We start from the raw sequence: 21,939 nt of genomic DNA, 5'->3' as shown, positions 1-21,939 counted from the left end.
ATTCATTTCTTTCACGAGAGCATCAATTTGTTGACGGTTCATACTAATTCTCCTTAAGTATGCAATCTATATTTGGGTGGCTAGTTTTCTGATCTTTTGAAAGGGAGAAAACTTTGCTGCCACATTCCTTGTTTAATTCATTTACTGTATTCGTTTGGGTGAAAAGTAAATATTGAAATCTACTTTTCGGTGCCAGTGATCAGGTGTCATCTTCACGAATTGAAGAAGGATGACGGTTGAGTGGCATGATTTCCATATTCATATAAGGGTAGAGTGGTAGACCTTGTAAAATGGTGTGCAACTCTTCATTACTTTCAACATCAAAAATACTGGTGTTCGAATATTGACCAGTGATACGCCAAATATGACGCCATTTACCTTGGCGTTGCAAGTCCTGTGAATAAGCTTTTTCAATAGCTTTGATTTCATTGGCTTTTTCGCTTGGCATATCAAGCGGGATATTTACATCCATACGTACCTGGAAAAGCATCTTTATCTCCTTTAATTACTGACGACGTAGATTGTCGATTTTGTTTAAATCGAGTTCGATCCCCAAACCAGGTACAGTTGGTAAAACCAACTCATAGTTTTGATATTGAAGTGGGGTTGTTAAAATATCTTCCGTTAAAAGCAATGGGCCGAATAATTCAGTGCCATAGGCCAAGCTTTCAAAAGTTGAGAAAACATGTGCTGAGGCAATCGTACCGACTGGACCTTCAAGCATCGTACCGCCATACAGATCAATGCCTGCAAGTTTGGCAATCTTCCCGACTTCGCAACCTTCAATCAGGCCACCTGATTGGGCAACTTTAACGGCAAATACCGATGCACCATTGTTACGTGCGATTTGATAAGCACTTTGCGGACCATATAAAGATTCGTCTGCCATAATCGCAATATCAAAACGACGGGTTAAGCGCTGCATGGCATCAAGATTTTCAATGGCACATGGCTGTTCGATTAGATCGACGCCACCATCTTGCAAAAGTTGAATCCCTTTAATCGCTTGAAGTTCTGTCCATGCACGATTGACGTCTACACGGATAGAAATGTCAGAACCCAACGCTTTTTTAATTGCTAAAACATGAGCAACGTCGTCTTCAACTGGACGAGAACCAATTTTAAGCTTGAATACGTTATGACGTTTCAGCTCAATCATTTTTTTGGCTTCAGCAATATCTTTGTCTGTATCGCCAGATGCCAAAACCCAGAGTACTGGAACACTATTACGTAAACGGCCACCCAACACTTCACTTAAAGGTAGACCTAAGCGCTGTGCTTGAATATCAAGCAGGGCAGTTTGAATTGCACATTTAGCAAAACGGTTGCCATTAATGTTGCGTTTAATGGTTTGAATGGTCTGAGCAAAACTCAGACCTGAAAGCGATTTTAATAAAGGTGCAAAATAGGTTTCAATATTGGTTTTAACACTTTCTGGGCTTTCATCACCGTAACCCAAACCACCAATCGTTGTCGCTTCACCCCAGCCAGTAAAACCGTCTTCTGTGACAATTTTGATCAAAACTAATGTTTGGGTTTGCATTGTCGCTACCGCCATTTTATGCGGGCGGATGGTTGGAATTTCGACAAGTAATGTTTCTATAGATTTATACATCTTTAGCCTTCTCAATCTTGCTTTATGTATCTCTTGTGGTATACCTTAAAAGAATAAACATTCACTGTCGAAGATCAAATTTGCATTTTATTATGCTTTAAAGGTATGGATTATTATGGAACTGAGACATTTACGTTATTTTGTGGCGGTTGTGGAAGAGCAAAGTTTCACAAAAGCAGCCGAAAAGCTGTTTATTGCTCAGCCTCCTTTAAGTCGTCAGATCCAGAACCTAGAAGCAGAGCTAGGTATACAGCTTTTTGAGCGTGGAAGTCGCCCTTTATTAACCACTGAAGCGGGCCAATTTTTTTATCAACACGCTGTTAAACTTTTGTCTAATGCTGAAGAAATTAAAGCCATGACTCAACGTGTGGGGATGGTTGAAAAAACAGTCACAATGGGCTTTGTTGGTTCTTTACTATACGGCTTATTGCCCAAAATAGTCTATTTATTTCGTCAGCAACAACCCCAACTAAAAATTGATTTGATTGAAATGAGCACTAAAGAGCAAATTCAGGCACTTAAAGAAGGTCGAATTGATGTCGGTTTTGGACGATTACGTATTTCGGACCCTGCTGTAAGGCGGATTTTATTACGTGAAGAACCGTTAATGGTGGCAGTACATGCAAGTCATTCACTGGCTTCACAAAAGAATGGTGTATACCTCACAGATATAGTCGATGAGAAATTATTTCTTTATCCAAGCCATCCAAAACCTAATTTTTCGACCCAAGTGAGATCACTGTTTTCTGAATATAGCCTTGATCCAAAAAACCTGAAAGAAGTTCGTGAAATTCAGCTGGCGCTAGGTTTGGTTGCAGCGGGGGAAGGCATTTGTATTGTGCCAGAAAGTGCCAAAACCATTCAGTTGTCGCATTTAAACTATATACCACTACTGGATGATGCCGCGGTCAGCCCTATTTTTCTGGCCATTCGAAGTATGGATGAAAGCGAAGATATTCGTTCACTCTTTGACTGTATTTATCAGGTTTATGATCTTGAAGCGATTAAATATGACCGTGCTGTGATTTAAAAAAAATTATACATATAAAGTATACAGAAAAAGAAATCTGAATATTTTAAAAATGAAATAAAGCCAGAATGTCGTTAAAAGTGTCCACGGATTATTAAAAAAATTCGATCAATGGACACTTTTTTTGATGCATAAAAATACATTGGTCTGAAAATTAGACGCCTTTTTATAGCATCTACAATTCTGGATATCTTTAAAGTATTTATTTTTCAATAAAAAAGCTCTACGCAACTTTTTAGGTATGAATATATATGTAATGAGTTTTGGACAAAAATTTTTCTTTGCTTCATTGTTTGTGCAGATCTAAATATTCATATGCAGGAGCGCAAGATGAATAGCAATAAACTGAATATAAACACCTTGGTGGATGAGGCTAAATTCACTCCTTTTCATTGGGGAGTGCTCATCTGGTGTTTAATGATCATTATTTTCGACGGATACGACTTAGTGATTTATGGCGTGGTACTGCCTATTTTGATGCAAGAATGGGCTTTAAGCTCAGTTCAAGCAGGCTTACTCGCAAGTACCGCATTATTTGGCATGATGTTTGGTGCCATGAGTTTTGGCACACTCTCTGACAAATTGGGTCGTAAAAAAACCATTATGATTTGTATTACCATTTTCAGTGGTTTTACTTTTTTAGGTGCTTTTGCGACAACACCCACTGAGTTTGGTATTTTACGGTTTTTGGCCGGTTTAGGGATTGGCGGTGTGATGCCAAACGTGGTCGCATTAATGACTGAATATGCACCGAAGCGAATTCGTAGCACCTTGGTCGCGATTATGTTTAGTGGTTATGCCATTGGTGGTATGGCTTCCGCATTGTTAGGTGCTTGGTTAGTGCCGACTTATGGCTGGGAAATTATGTTCTATCTCGCCAGCATTCCATTATTCACTTTACCGCTTATTTGGAAGTTTTTACCTGAGTCACTGATGTTTTTAACCAAAAAAGGTGAAACAGAGCAGACCCGTATCATTGTTCAAAAAATTGCACCAGAACAAATCATTACACCACAAACTAAGTTTGTTTTAAATGAAGCGACTATCGGCGATGAAGCACCTTTACGTGCATTATTTCAGCAAGGTCGTACTGTAAGTACCTTAATGTTTTGGGCAGCATTCTTTATGTGTCTACTGATGGTCTATGCATTAGGCAGCTGGTTACCAAAACTGATGATTCAAGCAGGCTATTCTTTAGGTGCAAGTTTGATGTTCTTATTCGCGCTTAATATCGGCGGCATGGTCGGTGCAATTGGCGGCGGTGTTTTATCAGATCGATTCCATTTAAAACCTGTATTAACCATTATGTTTGTGGTCGGTGCGATTGCATTAATTTTACTCGGTTTTAACAGTCCGCAAGCTGTGCTTTATACCCTGATCGCTATTGCTGGTGCAGCAACCATTGGTTCACAAATTTTACTTTATACTTTCGTCGCACAATTTTATCCAACTGCGGTTCGTTCAACAGGAATGGGTTGGGCATCTGGTATTGGACGAATTGGTGCCATCGTTGGGCCAGTATTAACAGGTGCATTGTTGACTTTTGAATTGCCTCACCAAATGAATTTTTTAATCATTGCTATTCCAGGTGTAATTGCAGCATTGGCTATCTTTATGGTGAATCTTAAAGCTTCTGTAGAAGGGACTCAGAAGACGGAACCAAACCCAGAAAAAGACACTTTAATTAAAACTGTTGCTCAATAAATGATGAGTAAAAGTAGGCTAAATCGTTTTTAGTCTACTCGGTGAATATCAACTTAAGGGAATAATATGGATATTAAATTAAAACCACTGGCTGCCATTGTACTGGCTAATATGGCACTTTGTGGCGTGGCTCATGCAGATACCAATGAAAACCAGTTTAAACTGGTGTTAAAAAATGCCTTCGTAGAACGTAATTTTGATAATGAAAATATTAAAGATCCGGGCAGTTGGTCGCAGGGTATTTCAGGGTTTTATCAATCCAAATATATTCCAACTGTTTTAACGGTTGCAGATAAGCCAATTGAACTGGGCGTAGATGCGTCACTTCAATATGCTTTACGTTTAAGTGATGACCGTCATATAGATGATACGATTTTACCATTTAATACCAATACACAAACTCAAGACCGTAATTTCTTTAAATACGGTGGAACGTTTAAACTGAAATATGACAACACCGAATTTAAAGTGGGTGAATTATTTCTAGATTTACCAATTACTTCTGTGGATACCAGCCGTCAATTGATCAGCTCCTACTGGGGTGGTCAAATCAAATCCAAAGTGACGGATCAACTGCAACTAGAGTTGGGGCGTATTAGCCAAGTTTCACCACGTTATGAAGAGGGTTTTCACGAATTTTCAGTGACCAAAAATGGAGTGAAACAATATTCAGATGGTCTAAATTATATTGATTTAAAATATGATGTGACACCTAGTTTAAAAGCTGAATATTACTATGGTGATTTGGAAGACTTGTACGACAAGCATTATCTTGGTTTTCAATACTCTTGGAAAAATGAATACTTAAAATCGCAAACGCATTTAAAGTACTTTAGATCACAAGATTCTGGTGAAGCGAAAGCAGGCGAAATTGATAACCATAATATTGGCTTATTGGAAAAAGTTTCTGTCGGTAATCATAGTGTAGGTTTGGGCTATCAGCAGATTTTTGGTGATACCGCATATCCTTTACCTGATGGTTTCTTGCCAGAGCTGTATTTTATTAACTGGAATACCACTGGATTCTTTAAGAAAGATGAAAAATCAGTTCATTTTGTGTATGGATATGATTTTAAAGATTATGCACCAGGTTTAAACACCATGGTTAAATATGTATATGGTAGCGATTTTAAAGATGCTCAAGGACGAGATAATCATGAATCAGAAACCAACTTTATTTTAACCTATGATGTACAAAATCCAAAATTAAAAGGTTTGGCATTCAGATGGTTATATGTCAATTATGATATTGAGCATGGCAATTCTTTTCAAGAAAACCGTGTAATGACGACTTTTACCAAGAATTTCTAAACCCTTTAAATAAATTATTTAATAAAGCCTCAGCAAGTTCGCTGGGGCTTTTTGATTTGCATGCAAGAGAGACAAATTATTTGCCATAAATCTTAAATAATCATTTAAGCCTATTTTTCTTGATGTAGATATGATACTTAAAGCACTCATACTTTTAATGACTGTATATAGGTTTTACAAAATGAGTCCAATAGATCTGAATGTCTCTCAGAGTTCAGTTGCTCCAATTCATAACCGCCTTTTTTTCCGTTTATTTCAAGCAAGTAATACCTTAGATCGTCAATGTCAAAAAGAACTTGGAATTTCATCGATCCATTGGTCTGTTTTAGGTGCTTTATCTCGACCTTCGGTTGAATCTGGAATGTCTTTTTCAGATTTAACTAGCTATTTAGGCGTTAGCCGTCAAAGTTTAGATGGTGTACTCAAACGTTTAGAGCGGGATGGGGAAGTGCAACGGGTCAGTGATACCAAAGACCGTCGTGTAAAAAATGTTGCACTGACACCAAAAGGCAAAGAAACGTGGTTAAAGCTGCAAGTTAAAATTATGGAGTTTTATAAACAAATTTTTGATGCTTTTAAATTTGATGACATGGTTTCACTTGCACATCTGATTAATAAATTAAATGACAGTATGATCAAAGTAGATTTGAGTCATATTGAGTCTTAAAAATTTATAATACTTATTACCTTTGCTACGTTTCTACTTTTTTGATCTAAATCTGAAGCAATTAGAATTTATTGAAAGCTGCCGAATTGAGCAGCTTTTTTATTTTAAAAATTTGAATAATGTCTTTGAAATATGGATTAAATAATATTAATTATGTGATTATTATTATATTTATAATTTAATTTAATTTGATATTAGAAACCCAATAAAAACGATTTAAATAATGCGTTTTTTTTAATCCAAAAAAATGCTAAAAAAGTCTTGAATAAGACAATAAGTCGATATAATGGATGTGATTAATTTATTATAAAACATTGTTTATGTTGAATAATTAAAAGATAAATAAAATTTATATGTAATGGTATTGACATATATTGTTTTTGTTATTAAGTTGTTTAAATGTTAAACATTCATTGTGGGTGTTAGATAAATTTATTATTTTTAGAATGATGATAAGCCGTTTAAAATAGTTCGAATAATAAGTGTAATTCAAGTTGAAAATGCGGTTGATATAAACAACCTTTTAAACAGAGAAGAAACATAAAATTTAAATCATGAATCAAGGAGATGATCATGCAGTACATAGATGTACATAAAGTTGCTGATGAAGCAAAGTTTAATAAATTTCATGCAAAAGTATTAGCTTGGTGTTTTCTGATCATTATTATTGATGGTTATGATATTGCAGTTGCTGGGGCTGCATTGCCATCGATTATGACAGGAATGGGCGTAAATGCTTCAACTGCAGGTTTCATGGCAAGTTCTGCGTTATTTGGGATGATGTTTGGTGCCATATTTTTAGGGGCATTGTCCGATAAAATTGGGCGTCGTCTAACGATCGCAATTTGTGTATTTTTATTTAGTGTATTTACTGCAGCAGCAGGTCTAACCAATGATCCAATTACATTTAGTATTATGCGTTTTATCGCAGGACTAGGCATTGGTGGCGTCATGCCGAATATTGTGGCTCAAATGACCGAATATTCACCAAAAAAAATCCGCAGTTTAATGACCACATTTATGTTTTCGGGTTATGCGATTGGCGGTATTTTAGCAGCGGTAATCGGTAAGCAATTTATTGTGGAATTTGGCTGGCAAGTGGTCTTTTTTGCCGCAGGTGTCCCAGTTTTGCTTTTACCTTTTATTTTGAAATCGATGCCTGAATCGTTAGCTTATTTATTAAAGCGTCAAAATCAGCAAGATTTAAGAAAAGTGGTTACGGATATTAATCCACAGCTTCAACTCAATGAGTCGGTTGAATTTACGCAAACCATTAAAGCAGACAATGAACATAATCCGATGGTACAGCTGTTTAAAGAGGGTCGTTCACAAAGTACGCTTATGTTTTGGATTGCCTATTTTACTGGTTTGTTCATGGTATATGCTTTAAGTACATGGTTAACGAAGCTCATGGCAATGTCAGGTTATACCTTGGGTTCTGCTTTAAGCTTTGTCATTGCATTAAACGTGGGTGCAGTGATTGGTGCAATTGGTGGAGGTTGGTTGGCAGATCGTTTCCATATTAAATGGGTGTTGGTGTCGATGTATGCATTGGGCAGCGTATTCTTATATATGATGACTTTACAAATGCCAACTGAAATACTTTACTTCAATATTGCAATGGTGGGTGCATGCACAACTGGTGCTCAAATTGTGGCGTATGCTTACTGTGGTCAGTTTTATCCAAGTGGAATTCGTTCGACAGGTATAGGCATGGCAGCGGGCATTGGCCGTATGGGGGCTATCCTTTCACCTGTATTGATTGGTTTTATCGTGGCGTTAAGTTTACCGATTGAACAGAACTTTATGGTGATTGCAGCGGCAGGTTTAATTGGCGCAGTGGCATTATCATTTATTAATCATAATCGTTCAGATACGGTATTAACCAGTCTTAAAAATGCATCAGTAGAAACAAATGTAAACTTTACCAAACACTCCGTTAAATAAGCAGAGTTAAGGTGCTAAAACCTGAATCTTATTTTAAGATTCAGGTTTTTTATAGTATCTAGAAAAATACATGTCATTGATTCAGATTAAACAATTCATCCACGCTATGGCTGAGTTAAAAAACGCGAAGCAGTTAAATTTTTTTTAGTACAGTGTAGAATTTATACAAAATTTTTATATTAAGATTAAAGGTATTACTGAATAGTGAGGATGATAGGTTGAATGAGAAAAGTCATCCTCACTAAAGAAAAGGTTGATTCCAGAACCAGAGTTCTTAATATTGATGAAATATCGGTTTCTTTAATATCAAAAATTAGGTCAATAAAAAAGGGCATATGATATGCCCTTTATTTAATGCTGTTCGAATACGTATACTTAGAATGTTATGTTAAAAAGTTGGTGGTGTATAAGTCAAAGTTCTGCCCAAAATCCACAGCAAAAATAGAACCAAAGGGAAGTGGAAAACTAGCTGAGTGACGGTAAAACCAATCACATCTTTAGCTTTAAGTTTTAAAATGCCGAGCATGGGAAGCATAAAGAAAGGGTTAATTAAGTTAGGCAATGCTTCAGCTGCATTATAAATTTGTACTGACCAACCCAGATGGACTTTTAAATCGTGCGCTGCCTGCATCACATAGGGTGCTTCAATAATCCATTTTCCACCACCCGATGGGATGAAGAATCCAAGAATGGCTGAATAGATTCCCATGACAATTGCAAAAGTTTCTTTTGAAGCAATCGATACAAAAAATTCTGCAATATAGTGTGACAGGGATAAATCCTGCGCATTCATTGCACTGGTCATAATGAAAGCAATACTGCCATAGAGTGGAAATTGAATTAATACGCCCGATACCGCAGGTACAGCTTTAGACACTGCATTTAAGAAATTTCGGGGTGTACCATGCAAAGCAATACCCAGCATCAAAAAGATAAAATTATAAGTATTTAGGCTAGAAATCGCGATAATCGGATTACTTTTGGTAAATTCGTTAAACATCCAAATGAGACCTAAAGCCACAATCAAAATACTTAAAATGGGTGAGTTTTCTAGCCAGTCACCTGGTCGTTTTTTGCTTTGGACTTCAGTTTTTTCAACTTCAAACTGAAGATTAAAATCATCAATTGTCTTAATACTATTTCCTTTAGGCGCTGACCAAAATGCAATCGCAATAGAGGCTATAATCAGGACTGCCGTCATAATCATGGATTGCGGTAAGAAAATAGTTTCAGTAAAAGGAATAACGCCAGTTAAATTATAAATAGGTTCAGGCAAACTGGCTTTATTGGCTTGTAATTGTGCGGCAGAAGAACTAATACCCAAGGCCCAAGTGGCACCCATACCAATAATGGCAGCAGCGGCAGCCGCACGATAATCCATATTGAGTTCTTTGCGCTTTGCTAATGCAATTACCAATAGAGCTGTTAATACTGTACTCATTGCCCAGTTAATTAAAGAAATACATAAACTGACCGTTGCCACCAATACAATTGCATTTCGACCTGAATTTGGAATCATGGCCATTTTTTGGATCAATAGTTCTACAGGTTTGGATACGGAAACCACGTATCCGACCACGATTAACATACACATTTGCATGGTAAAGGGAATCAGACTCCAAAAACCGTTACCAAATGAAATCGCGACATCTTGTACTGGGGCGCCTATGCTCATGGCTGCGATTGCCACAATCACAACGCCTAAAAGTGCAAATATATAGGAATCTGGAAACCATTTTTCTGACCAGTCACTGACTTTTAATGCAAATCTTTGCAAGATATTTTGCGAATTATCCATAATTGTACTGTCCTTTTTATGCTTGAAATGATTGTTTTAAGAGTGGCACATCCATGCCAAAAATAATTTCCCCTTAAAACTTGAATCAATTTTAAGGGGAAAAAGAAAACACAAGGTCACATCAACACTGAATTATTGAAGCAGCGTTACCCCAGTCACTTTTTGAATATCATCAAAGCTAACATCTTTTGCCAGTTCCACTAATTTAATGCCTTCAGCAGTAATATCCATCACGCCTAAATCGGTGATGATACGATTGACCACACCTTTACCTGTCAATGGGAGTGCACATTGCTCGACGATTTTGGGTGTACCATCTTTAGCAAAGTGTTCCATCAACACCACTACTTTTTGTACGCCTGCGACCAAATCCATCGCGCCGCCCATACCTTTTACTTTTTTCCCCGGAATCATCCAATTGGCAAGGTCACCCGTTTGTGAAACTTCCATGGCACCTAAAATAGCAATGTTGACATGTCCACCACGAATCATGGCAAACGATTCAGAACTGGAAAAAAAGGCAGCGCCTTTGCGTGCTGTGACGGTTTGTTTACCGGCATTAATTAAGTCTGCATCGACTGTTTCAGCAGTTGGAAATTCATCAATACCCAATAAACCATTTTCTGACTGTAACCAGACATTGATACCTTCTGGAAGATAGTTGGCAACGAGTGTGGGTAAACCAATGCCCAAATTGACATAGAAACCATCTTCAAGCTCTAAAGCTGCGCGCTGCGCCATTTCATTACGTGTCCAAGCCATGATATTAAGCCTCCGCTGCTTTTAAAGTCAGTTGTTCAATACGCTTTTCAGGAGTAGCATTCAATACAATTCGATTGACATAAATACCAGGAAGATGGATTTCATCGGGATCTAAATCGCCAATTTCAACAATCTGTTCCACTTCGACAATAGTGAATTTACCAGCTACAGCACATTCAGGATTAAAATTACGAGCAGTTTTACGAAACACCAAGTTACCGGCTTTATCAGCTTTGTATGCTTTAACCAAAGCCACATCAGCGGTTAAAGAATGTTCTAAAATGTATTCTTTACCATCAAACTCACGCAGTTCTTTACCTTCGGCAATTAAAGTGCCAACACCCGTTTGAGTGAAAAATGCGGGAATACCAGCCCCACCTGAACGTAGTTTTTCAGCCAATGTACCTTGAGGTGTGAGTTCAACTTCTAGTTCACCATTTAAATATTGGCGTTCGAACTCTTTGTTTTCACCGACATAGGAAGCAATCATTTTTTTGATTTGTTTGGTTTGAAGTAATTTACCCAAGCCAAAATCATCAATACCTGCATTGTTCGAAATACAGGTTAGATTTTTTACACCTGTTTCTTTTAAGGCATCTATGAGTGCTTCAGGAATACCGCATAGACCAAAGCCACCGACCGCAAAGGTCTGGTTATCTTTAACAATATCCTGTAAGGCAATTTGTGCAGTTGCCACGACTTTATTCATCCTGATTATCCTCTATCCATTTATTTTATTATTAGCATTGTGTTGCATTTTTTAGAAATTGAAACTTTCTAACGTGCAATGAGAAAAACTCATTAATCTAATGCGTTTGCCAATAGGCATTGGCATAATTCGATGGATTATTTCGCTTTAATACTTGATTGATATTACGACTTGCATGCATTAATGCATCCAAATGAATACCCGTTTCGAAACCCATTTTGGAGAGTAAATAATACAAATCTTCTGTGGCGACATTACCCGAAGCACCTTTTGCATAAGGACAACCGCCTAAACCAGCGATTGAAGAATCAAAAATTCGAATACCCTGAGTTAACGATTGATAGATATTGGCAATCGCCATGCCGTAAGTATTATGAAAATGCCCAGCTAAAACTTGGCTGTCCATTTCAGCTAGACAAACTTCCCACACTTTTTTAACCCGATCAGGTGTGGCTGTGCCAATGGTTTCACCCAAGGACACTTCATAACAGCCCATTTCCAAGAGTCGTTTACTGACGCGTGCAACTTGCTCTGGATCAATTGCACCTTCATACGGACAATCGACCATACAAGACACATAGCCGCGTACTTTAATCTGGTTGGCTTTGGCGGATACCATAATATCGGCAAATTTTTCAAAACTTTCATCAATTGAACAATTGATGTTTTTGCGGGTAAAACTTTCAGAAGCTGCAGTAAAAACTGCAACTTCTTTACAACCCACGGCCAAAGCAGACTCAAATCCTTTTAAATTCGGGGTCAATAAACTGAACTGGATATTGGGGTCTTGCGGCAACTGGCTAAAAAGCAGATCACTGTCTGCCATTTGTGGTACCCATTTGGCAGACACACAAGAACCTACTTCAATTGATTTTAAGCCTGTTTTTGCAAGGTCTAAAATAAAGTCTTTGCGTTGTTGCAAACTCAGCGGGGTCTTTTCATTTTGTAGACCATCGCGTGCGCCGACTTCGACTATTTTAACAAATTCGCTCATGCAGATTCCTCCGCTATAATTTGAAATTCTACCAGTTCATCACCTACTTTGACTTGATCACCGGCTTCGAAATAAGACGTTAAAATAATGCCATCATGAGGCGCACGAATTGAATATTCCATTTTCATGGCTTCAAGCGTCATGAGTACATCGCCTTTTTTCACGTGATCATTGCTCGCAACCAGAACTTGGGTAATGACACCTGGCATTGGGGCTTTCAAATTACCCTCAGTACCTTGTTCATCTTCCGCACTGAAGTTTTGCTGAATATAACCAAACTTGTGGCTTTGGCCATTTTTGAAAATGGTGAGACCTTGTACATTTTGGTTAAACGCTATTTTCTCTTGTTTGCCGTTAATGTTGAAATGTGCGGTATGATTATTCAAAAGTTCTCCAGCAATGTGGAATTTTTCACCTTGATAGTCAGCAATAAACTCTTTTTTTTCAGCGATTAAATTGACTTGAAAAATTGTCTCATTCAACTTTAACGAAATATTGTAGCTTGGGCGAATATTAACCCGCCATAGCGTTTCACTTTGCCAGACCGAATTAGTGGCAGGTTTATTTTTACTCAAGCGCAGTAATAACTCGGTCAATGCGGTTGCCACGACCAATTCAGGTGCTAGGAGGGGAATATTCTTAAACAGAAATTCATCTTCACGTTGAATCAAGTTGGTATCGAGTTTTGCCGTTTTAAATGAATCACAACGAATGATGCGGTCTAAGAATGCAATATTATTGCCTAAGCCATCCACATGGAACTGACCCAAGGCATGATGCATTTGCAATAAAGCGGCTTCACGGTTTTCGCCCCAAACAATTAATTTGGCAATCATTGGATCGTAATAGGTACTAATTTCATCGCCTTGAACAATTCCACTGTCGACGCGGACATGCCGATTTTGTTCTGGATAGTGTAAATAGCTAATTTGACCAATTGCAGGAATAAAGCCTTTTTCAGGTTCTTCTGCATACACACGTGCTTCAATGGCATGACCATGAATGTTTAATTGGTGTTGTTGTTTGGGTAAAGGCTCACCAAAGGCAACACGCAATTGCCATTCGACTAAGTCAACATCGGTAATCATTTCAGTGACAGGATGTTCAACCTGTAAACGGGTATTCATTTCCATAAAATACGCGGTGCCATCTTGCTCCACAATAAATTCGACTGTTCCCGCACCCACATAATCGACCGCACGTGCGGCATCAATTGCAGCTTGGCGCATGGCATCCAGTTTGTCTTGAGAAACCAAAGGTGCAGGTGCTTCTTCTAAAACTTTTTGGTGACGGCGCTGTACTGAACAATCTCGTTCAAATAAATGCACATAGTTGCCGTGTGAGTCACCAAAGACTTGAACTTCAATATGACGTGGATTAATCACATAGCGTTCAATCAATACTTCATCATTACCAAAACTTGATTTGGCCTCACTTTTACATGAAGAGAGCGAACTGAGAAAATCTTCACTGCGTTCTACCAGACGCATGCCTTTACCACCACCACCAGCACTGGCTTTAATCAGCACTGGATAGCCAATGGCATCGGCTTGTTGTTTTAAAAATTCGGCATCTTGGTTGTGACCATGATAACCCGGTGTAAGCGGAACACCGGCTTTTTCCATTAAGGCTTTAGACGTGGCTTTTAAACCCATCGCTAAAATAGCGGCTACAGGCGGACCAATAAAAATGATGTTGTTGGCTTGACACGCTTCGGCAAATTGATCATTTTCAGATAGAAAACCATAGCCTGGATGAATGGCTTGAGCACCGGTTGTTATAGCGGCTTGAATAATACGATCAATTTTTAAATAGCTTTGTGCCGCAGGGGATTCACCAATATAAATCGCTTCGTCGGCCAGTTTGACATGTTGCGATTGGGCATCGGCATCTGAATATACCGCAACCGTGGCAATACCTAATTTTTTCGCACTACGAATCACACGGCAAGCAATTTCACCACGGTTCGCAATTAAGATTTTTTCAAACATAGTGATTTCCTTATTGTTGTTATGTAGAGGCTTTGATCCAAGCAGGGCTTTGCTTATCTAAAAAAGCATTCAAGCCATTTTTAGCCTCTGATCCTTGGCGTACATGAGCAATATGTTGTGCTGTTTGCAGTAATAATTCTTCCGTTAAAACCTGTTGGTCGACCAGTTGAATCAGTTGTTTGGATGCTGCCTGTGCTTCTGGGCCACCCAAGAGTAAGGCTTGAACCATTTCATCAATTTTGCTATCCAGCTCTTCTACAGGAACCACTTCATGCACTAAACCTATTTTTTGTGCTTGTCCCGCATCAATACGTTCAGCAGTTAAGAAATAGCGCGAAGCCTGACGTGCACCAATGGCACGAATCACATAGGGGCTAATGGTAGACGGCGCTAAACCTAAACGAACTTCGGAAGTCGCAAACTTGGCATTGACACTTGCTATACAGATATCACAGGCTGAAGCCAAGCCCATTCCACCACCAAAAGCAATGCCGTGTACCCGAGCAATAGTCGGTTGTTTTAAAGTGGCTAAACTTTGCAACATTTTCGCGAGTTTTAGGGCGTCTGCTTCATTTTCCGCTTGTGAGGCTTGTCCTGCCTGTTTCATCCAGTTCAGATCAGCTCCAGCAGAAAAGCTTTTACCACGTCCTGCCAAAACAACGACACGTACATCATCACAGGTATTTAATGCGTTAAAACAATGCTGCAATTCTTCAATAACAAGGGTATTAAAGGCATTGTGCAGTTCAGCACGATTAATCCAAACTGTTGCCACTTGATTCTGTTGTTCAAGCTGTAAAAATTGATAGGTCATTTTTGATCCCCTACATGCGAAACACGCCAAATTTGGTGGGTAGAATTGGGGCATTTAATGCAGCTGACAAGCTCAAACCTAAGACCTGACGCGTTTGTGCCGGATCAATCACACCGTCATCCCAAAGACGCGCTGAAGCATAATAAGGATGACCTTGACGCTCATATTGATCGCGAATCGGTTGTTTAAACTGATCTTCTTGTTCAGCAGACCAAGTTTCACCTTTTTGTTCAATTTGATCGCGTTTTAAGGTAGAGAGGACACTTGAGGCCTGTTCACCGCCCATGACTGAAATCCGAGAATTGGGCCAAGTCCAAAGGAAACGTGGAGAATAAGCACGACCACACATACCATAGTTCCCTGCGCCAAACGAACCACCAATCACTAAAGTCAGTTTCGGCACATTCGCATTGGCAACCGCCATGACCAATTTGGCTCCATTTTTAGCAATACCTTCATTTTCATACTGGCGACCCACCATAAAACCAGTAATGTTTTGAATGAAAAGCAGAGGAATATTACGCTGAGTACACAGTTCAATAAAATGCGCGCCTTTTTGTGCCGACTCAGAAAACAAAATACCGTTATTGGCGATAATGCCAATTTTCATCCCAAACAATTCAGAGAAACCTGTAATCAGTGTGGTGCCAAAACGCGCTTTAAACTCATCAAAACGTGAACCATCGACTATACGGGCAATCACTTCTCTTACATCAAAAGGCTTGCGTGCGTCGCTAGGAACAACACCGTACAATTCATTTGCATCAAATAATGGTGCTTCAATTTCATCTGCAGTTTTATTGGGTTTTTTATTTAAGTTCGCCACAATATTACGGGCGATTGCCAAAGCATGTTCATCATTTTCGGCCAAATGATCGGCTACTCCAGAAAGACGAGTATGCACATCACCGCCACCCAAGTCCTCAGAGCTGACCACTTCCCCAGTCGCAGCTTTTACCAAAGGGGGGCCACCCAAGAAAATGGTACCTTGATTCCGCACAATAATAGTTTCGTCCGACATGGCAGGTACATAAGCTCCTCCTGCGGTACAGCTTCCCATCACCACCGCAATTTGAGCAATCCCTTGGCTTGACATACGTGCTTGATTGTAAAAAATACGTCCGAAATGATCACGATCAGGGAACACTTCATCCTGCATGGGCAAGTAAGCACCGCCTGAATCGACCAAATAAATACACGGTAAATGATTTTGTTCCGCAATTTCTTGCGCACGTATATGTTTTTTAACGGTTAATGGATAGTAAGTTCCACCTTTAACTGTGGCATCATTGGCCACTATCATGCAGGTCACACCATTGACCTGACCAATTCCAGCAATTACGCCTGCCGCAGGTACATCATCAGGATAGACTTGATAAGCAGCCAATTGTCCAATTTCTAAAAAAGCAGTTCCAGCATCAATGAGATGATCAACACGTTCACGTGGTAAAAGTTTGCCACGAGCCAAATGTTTTTCACGCGCTTTTTCGCCACCACCTAAAGCAATCTGTTGGGCTTTTTGCTTTAAATCATCGACCAAAATCTGCATGGCAGTGTGATTGGTTTTATAATCTTCACTTCGAATATTAATTTTGCTTTGTAATCTATTCATTTTCAAATTTCCTGAATATTTGGTAGATGGATAGACGTGATTTAAGCTGTTTCATTAAACAATTCACGACCAATCAGCATGCGACGGATTTCAGAAGTTCCCGCACCAATTTCATAAAGTTTGGCATCGCGCCATAAACGACCAGCAGCAAATTCATTGATATAACCATTTCCACCTAAGGTTTGAATGGTTTCACCCGCCATCCATGTGGCCTTTTCAGCGGCATATAAAATGGCACTGGCCGCATCTTTACGGAGGCTGCGACTATGTTCCGCTTTGTCGCATTCAGCACCGACTGCATAAACCAGAGCTTTACATGCCAGCCAAGTGGAGTACATATCGGCAATTTTGCCTTGCATCAACTGGAATTCACCGAGCGCTTGACCAAATTGTTTGCGGTCATGAATGTAAGGAATTACGGTGTCTAAACAGGCATCCATAATGCCCAGTGGACCAGCACTTAAAACGGCACGTTCATAGTCCAAACCACTCATGAGTACTTTGGTTCCATTACCCACACCACCCATCACATTTTCTTTCGGTACTTTCACATCATCAAAGAATAGTGGATAAGTATTTGAGCCTCGCATGCCCAATTTGTCTAAATGCGTCCCGTGACTAAATCCTGGCATGTCTTTTTCCACTAAAAAAGCGGTCATGCCTTTTGAGCCTGCCGCTAAATCAGTTTTGGCATAGACCACTAAAACATCTGCATCACCACCATTGGTGATCCACATTTTTGAACCATTTAAAACATAATGATCGCCATGATCTTCTGCTTTTAATTTCATACTGACCACATCCGAACCAGCATTCGGTTCAGACATCGCGAGAGCACCGACATAATCTCCAGAAACCAGTTTTGGTAAATACTTTTGTTTTTGTGCTTCAGAACCATTTCGCTTAATTTGATTAATACATAAATTAGAATGTGCGCCGTAGGACAAACCAATAGAAGCAGAGGCACGTGAAATTTCTTGCATAGCAATAATATGTGCCAGATATCCAAGATTTGTCCCACCGTATTCTTCACTCACAGTGAGACCCAATAAACCCATATCACCAAATTTTTTCCAAAGATGAGCGGGGAAGATATTGTCCTGATCGACTTGTTGCGCAATCGGGGCAACTTCTTTTGCACAAAATGCGGCAATTGAATCTTGAAGTGCAAGCAATGTTTCATCTAAACCAAAATTTAAGCTTTGTAGATTCATTTCTGTAGTCATCCTGTTGATTATATTTCTTGTTTCCATAAGCAATTTTTGTTGTGCTTAAATTCACAATACATCTTTTTTTAAAAAAAGTGAATATAAATTCACAAATTGATTTACAATTCATTTTATCTGGTTGAGAATAAGATTATGAGTTATAAAAGATCAGCATTGATGCAAGAGCGGATGGAGCAAAATCGTGAAACGATTTTGTTGTCTGCGCGTGAATTAATTGCTCAAGGTGGTTTTAAGGATGCACAAATACAAGCCATTGCTGAACGCGCAGGTGTTTCGAGTGGGTTGGTTTATCGGTATTTTGATAATAAAAGTCAGATTTTAATCGAAGTTTTATCTGAAGCTATTCAGTACGAATTTCAGATTTTGAATAACATTGCTGCAAGCAATTTTTCAGCACAGGAAAAATTACATAAGGCAGTGACGACTTTTGTCAAACGTGCATTGAATAGTCCACAACTTGCTTATTCCTTAATGTTTGAGCCGGTTGATGCATCAATAGAGCATGAGCGTTTTCGCAGCAAGCAATTGATTAAACAAAGTATTAATCAAATATTGGCTGAAGGTAAAATCAATGGTGAGTTTGGTTTTGAAGATTTGAATACAGCCGCACTTTGTGTGGTGGGTGCAATGACCTTTGTGGTGATTGAACCTTTGAATCCCTCAAAAAATGTCCGATTTGATCAGGCGTATAAAGATTATTTTGTTAAACAGATTGCTGATTTTTGTGTAAGTGGCGTTTTAATCAAGGAGGAAAATCATTCAGTCAATATACAAAAATAAGCCTGTTTGAAAACATCGTCTGAATCAAAAAAAATATTATCGCAAAGCGAAAGAATCATAATTACAAAGAATCAAGGAGAGTGATTCAATGACACAACAACGGTTAAGTTATGCCTATGGAGCGAGCAATCAGCCTTTATTAGGGATGACAATTGGTGCGAAGTTTGATCAGGCATGTGAACAATATGCTGAACGAGATGCAGTAATTAGCGTGCATCAGAATGTACGTTTAAGCTATAAACAGCTACAGGATCAAGTCAATGCATTTGCCTGTAGTTTGCTTGAATTAGGCTTGGAAAAGGGGGATCGAATTGCGATTTGGTCACCCAATTGTGTGGAATGGACCATTACCCAGTTTGCGGCATTTAAAGCGGGTATCATTTTGGTGAATTTAAATCCTGCTTATAAAAGTAGTGAGCTTGAATATGTACTCAATAAAGTGTCCTGTAAGGCTTTGGTCATTGCAGCTCAATTTAAAACCAGTAACTATCAGGAAATTTTAACCAAAATTGCACCTGAGGTGACACAATCTATAGATAAAAATTTATCTGCTAAACGTCTTCCACATTTAAAGCATATTATTAAAATTGATTCTGAATCGCAGGTAGGTATTCACCGATTTGCTGATTTATTATCTGAGCCTACAACGGTGCAGTTGGAGCAATTAAACGCGATTGTAGCCGATTTACAGTTTGATGAAACGATTAATATTCAATTTACTTCGGGTACTACGGGTAATCCGAAAGGCACCATGCTTACCCATAACAATATCTTAAATAATGGATATTTTGTCGGTGAAGCCATTCATTTAAGTCCTCAGGATCGCGTCTGTATTTCAGTTCCATTATTTCACTGTTTCGGTATGGTCATGGGTAATTTAGCCTGTATAACGCATGGTTCAACCATGGTTTATCCATCTGCTGTATTTAATCCACTCGATACGCTCACTGCAATTGAGCAAGAAAAATGTACTGCAGCTTATGGCGTACCTACGATGTTTATTGCGGTACTTGAACATGAGAAGTTTGATACGTTTGATTTAAGCAGCTTACGCACTGGCATTATGGCGGGGAGTCCGTGTCCACGTGAAATTATGCAGCGCGTGATTGATCGTATGCATATGACCGAAATTACGATTTGTTATGGTATGACCGAAACTGCGCCTGTCAGCGTACAAAGCTCAACGACTGATTCGGTCGAAAACCGTGTCGGAACAGTGGGGCAGGTGCATCCACATTTGGAAATCAAAATTGTCGATGAAAATGGCAAAGTGGTTCCGCGAGGAAAATTGGGTGAACTCTGTGTTCGTGGATATTCGGTCATGTTGGGGTATTGGGAAGATCACGACAAAACGCATGAAGTGATTGATGTTGCCAAATGGATGCATACGGGTGATATTGCCGAAATGGATGATGCGGGTTTTGTCAAAATTAAAGGTCGGATTAAAGATGTGGTCATCCGTGGGGGCGAAAATTTGTTTCCGAAAGAAATAGAAGACTTTTTATATACCCATCCTGATATTTCGGATGTACAAGTGATTGGTCTGCCAGATCCACGTTATGGAGAAGAACTGTGTGCCTGCATTATTTTGCATGAGCATCATCAAACCAGTGAACAAGCAATTCGTGAATATTGTGCAGAACATATTTCACATAATAAAGTTCCTCGTTATGTCCGCTTTTTTAATGAATTTCCAATGACAGCTTCGGGTAAAGCGCAAAAATTCAAATTACAGGAATTTATGTGTGAAGAATTGAACTTAGCACCAGATCCAGTTTAATTTGAATTTTATTTCAAAGGTGCTGTTTTTATTTAATTTGCAATAAACACAGCATCTATTTTTAATGAATATCCCCATGGATAAATTTTTTGATCACCAGGGGATATAAACGCGTTAGTTAACTCAGAGAGTAAAAGCGAATCTTTAAATAGGAAAATCTATGTCAGCTTATTATTCATTATTAAATCGTGAACAGCATGCCGATGGTCGTGTCACTGCTTATTATCGTTCTAATATTCATGCACAGGGCGCATGGAATCCGCATGAGCAGCATATGGCACCTGCAACAGGTCTTTTATGCGCAGAATTAGAACAGTTTCAAGCACGTGAAAATATGCGTATTGGTCGAATAAGTTTAGACATCTTTGGCTTAATCGCATTTGGTGAGTTTAGTATTACGACGCGTATGATTCGAGCAGGCAAAACAATTGAGCTGATCGAAGCTGAAATGCAGGCGAACGGCAAAATTTGTATTGTGGCACGTGCATGGAAAATGATGACGCAAGATACCTCTGCAATTTCAGGTTTAGAGGATCAAGGTGTCGAACATCCAGAGAAGTTGCCAATTTGGGAAGGGATGAAACATTGGCCCGGAGGTTTTATCCAAAGTACGGTAACTCGCTCTGATGATAATCAGCGCCGTGCGGGCAAAGGTTTGGTTTGGATTAATACTGACTTAGATATGGTTGAATCTCAGCCGACCACTGATTTCGTACATTTGATGGGCTTAATAGATACAGCCAATGGCATTGTGCCAAGACAGCAACCGACCCAAGGTTGGGCATTTCCAAATCTTGATTTACAGATTCATCTTCATCGCTTGCCTGAAGGAAAATGGTTAGGGATAGAAGCGACACAGCAATTTGGTTCAGATGGGATTGGAATTACAAGCTCGACCTTACATGATATTCATGGTCCGTTTGGTCGTAGTGAGCAAATTCTGACGTTAAGAAAGCTCGTGTCTGAAGCATAAAATTTAAATATTTTTAAGTCGATAGATTTGAAAAAATTGAAAATTTCTATTTTCCATCTAGTTTGATAAAAATAGGTTGTGAAAAAAGATATTTATAGATACCCATAAAAAACCCCCTCTTAAGGGGATTTTATGGCTAATTACATCTTCGGATATGAGAACTTGCGGAATATATTCCTCATTCGAAAGATAAGACAGGGGAAACAGCGTTTTCCGCTGTCGC

General features: G+C 39.0%; 18 protein-coding genes. 8 read left to right on the top strand and 10 right to left on the bottom strand.

What is annotated here, in order from left to right:
• Positions 1 to 199: 199 nt before the first annotated feature.
• Positions 200 to 490 (bottom strand): muconolactone Delta-isomerase, encoded by a 291-nt coding sequence (catC, locus tag GA0116959_RS13950; protein WP_092721182.1) that lies wholly within the window; start codon positions 488 to 490, stop codon positions 200 to 202.
• Between the two features lie 15 nt (positions 491 to 505).
• Complete coding sequence (locus GA0116959_RS13945; RefSeq protein ID WP_053577890.1) at positions 506 to 1,615, bottom strand: muconate/chloromuconate family cycloisomerase; 1,110 nt, start codon at positions 1,613 to 1,615, stop codon at positions 506 to 508.
• Positions 1,616 to 1,730: 115 nt separating this feature from the next.
• On the opposite strand from GA0116959_RS13945, the gene GA0116959_RS13940 reads away from it, so the two are divergent.
• The 5 genes from GA0116959_RS13940 (at position 1,731) to GA0116959_RS13920 (ending at position 8,274) form a co-directional block, all read left to right on the top strand.
• Entirely contained in the window at positions 1,731 to 2,645 is a 915-nt protein-coding gene (locus GA0116959_RS13940; protein WP_053577891.1) for a LysR family transcriptional regulator, read from the top strand.
• Positions 2,646 to 2,975: 330 nt separating this feature from the next.
• Entirely contained in the window at positions 2,976 to 4,349 is a 1,374-nt protein-coding gene (locus GA0116959_RS13935; protein ID WP_092721181.1) for an MFS transporter, read from the top strand.
• A gap of 66 nt (positions 4,350 to 4,415) precedes the next feature.
• Positions 4,416 to 5,660, top strand: a complete 1,245-nt coding sequence (locus GA0116959_RS13930; protein WP_092721180.1) for an OprD family outer membrane porin — start codon at positions 4,416 to 4,418, stop codon at positions 5,658 to 5,660.
• A gap of 181 nt (positions 5,661 to 5,841) precedes the next feature.
• Positions 5,842 to 6,327, top strand: coding sequence for a MarR family winged helix-turn-helix transcriptional regulator (locus tag GA0116959_RS13925; protein WP_092721179.1), 486 nt, complete (start codon positions 5,842 to 5,844; stop codon positions 6,325 to 6,327).
• 573 nt (positions 6,328 to 6,900) lie between these two features.
• The gene (locus GA0116959_RS13920; RefSeq protein ID WP_092721178.1) at positions 6,901 to 8,274 is read left to right on the top strand and encodes an MFS transporter; all 1,374 of its coding nucleotides are present in this window, start codon (positions 6,901 to 6,903) and stop codon (positions 8,272 to 8,274) included.
• A 388-nt stretch (positions 8,275 to 8,662) separates the two neighbouring features.
• On the opposite strand, the gene GA0116959_RS13915 is transcribed toward GA0116959_RS13920, so the two are convergent.
• The 8 genes from GA0116959_RS13915 to GA0116959_RS13880 all read right to left on the bottom strand — a co-directional run bounded on the left by GA0116959_RS13915 (position 8,663) and on the right by GA0116959_RS13880 (position 18,168).
• Positions 8,663 to 10,072, bottom strand: coding sequence for a short-chain fatty acid transporter (locus tag GA0116959_RS13915; protein WP_053577897.1), 1,410 nt, complete (start codon positions 10,070 to 10,072; stop codon positions 8,663 to 8,665).
• 132 nt (positions 10,073 to 10,204) lie between these two features.
• The gene (locus GA0116959_RS13910; RefSeq protein WP_092721177.1) at positions 10,205 to 10,834 is read right to left on the bottom strand and encodes a 3-oxoacid CoA-transferase subunit B; all 630 of its coding nucleotides are present in this window, start codon (positions 10,832 to 10,834) and stop codon (positions 10,205 to 10,207) included.
• Between the two features lie 4 nt (positions 10,835 to 10,838).
• Complete coding sequence (locus GA0116959_RS13905; protein ID WP_092721176.1) at positions 10,839 to 11,543, bottom strand: CoA transferase subunit A; 705 nt, start codon at positions 11,541 to 11,543, stop codon at positions 10,839 to 10,841.
• Between the two features lie 97 nt (positions 11,544 to 11,640).
• Positions 11,641 to 12,537: a hydroxymethylglutaryl-CoA lyase gene (locus GA0116959_RS13900; protein ID WP_092721175.1), complete on the bottom strand. Its 897-nt coding sequence runs from the start codon at positions 12,535 to 12,537 to the stop codon at positions 11,641 to 11,643.
• On the bottom strand, positions 12,534 to 14,528 hold the full coding sequence (locus tag GA0116959_RS13895) for an acetyl-CoA carboxylase biotin carboxylase subunit (RefSeq protein ID WP_092721174.1): 1,995 nt from the start codon (positions 14,526 to 14,528) through the stop codon (positions 12,534 to 12,536). Before GA0116959_RS13895 ends, GA0116959_RS13900 begins: the two co-directional genes overlap by 4 nt.
• Before the next feature lie 19 nt (positions 14,529 to 14,547).
• Positions 14,548 to 15,342: an enoyl-CoA hydratase/isomerase family protein gene (locus GA0116959_RS13890; RefSeq protein WP_092721173.1), complete on the bottom strand. Its 795-nt coding sequence runs from the start codon at positions 15,340 to 15,342 to the stop codon at positions 14,548 to 14,550.
• A gap of 10 nt (positions 15,343 to 15,352) precedes the next feature.
• Positions 15,353 to 16,954, bottom strand: a complete 1,602-nt coding sequence (locus tag GA0116959_RS13885) for a carboxyl transferase domain-containing protein (RefSeq protein ID WP_092721172.1) — start codon at positions 16,952 to 16,954, stop codon at positions 15,353 to 15,355.
• 41 nt (positions 16,955 to 16,995) lie between these two features.
• Positions 16,996 to 18,168, bottom strand: a complete 1,173-nt coding sequence (locus GA0116959_RS13880; RefSeq protein WP_092721183.1) for an isovaleryl-CoA dehydrogenase — start codon at positions 18,166 to 18,168, stop codon at positions 16,996 to 16,998.
• Positions 18,169 to 18,315: 147 nt separating this feature from the next.
• On the opposite strand from GA0116959_RS13880, the gene GA0116959_RS13875 reads away from it, so the two are divergent.
• The 3 genes from GA0116959_RS13875 (at position 18,316) to GA0116959_RS13865 (ending at position 21,716) form a co-directional block, all read left to right on the top strand.
• Positions 18,316 to 18,963 carry a TetR/AcrR family transcriptional regulator gene (locus GA0116959_RS13875; protein ID WP_053577905.1) on the top strand — a complete coding sequence of 216 codons (648 nt, stop codon included), beginning with the start codon at positions 18,316 to 18,318 and terminating at the stop codon, positions 18,961 to 18,963.
• Positions 18,964 to 19,051: 88 nt separating this feature from the next.
• Entirely contained in the window at positions 19,052 to 20,743 is a 1,692-nt protein-coding gene (locus tag GA0116959_RS13870; protein WP_092721171.1) for an AMP-binding protein, read from the top strand.
• A 160-nt stretch (positions 20,744 to 20,903) separates the two neighbouring features.
• Positions 20,904 to 21,716, top strand: a complete 813-nt coding sequence (locus GA0116959_RS13865; protein WP_092721170.1) for a thioesterase family protein — start codon at positions 20,904 to 20,906, stop codon at positions 21,714 to 21,716.
• Positions 21,717 to 21,939 lie beyond the last annotated feature (223 nt).

It is taken from the genome of Acinetobacter albensis (assembly GCF_900095025.1).
Taxonomy (GTDB): domain Bacteria; phylum Pseudomonadota; class Gammaproteobacteria; order Pseudomonadales; family Moraxellaceae; genus Acinetobacter; species Acinetobacter albensis.
This window is presented reverse-complemented; position numbering and strand designations above follow the sequence as displayed.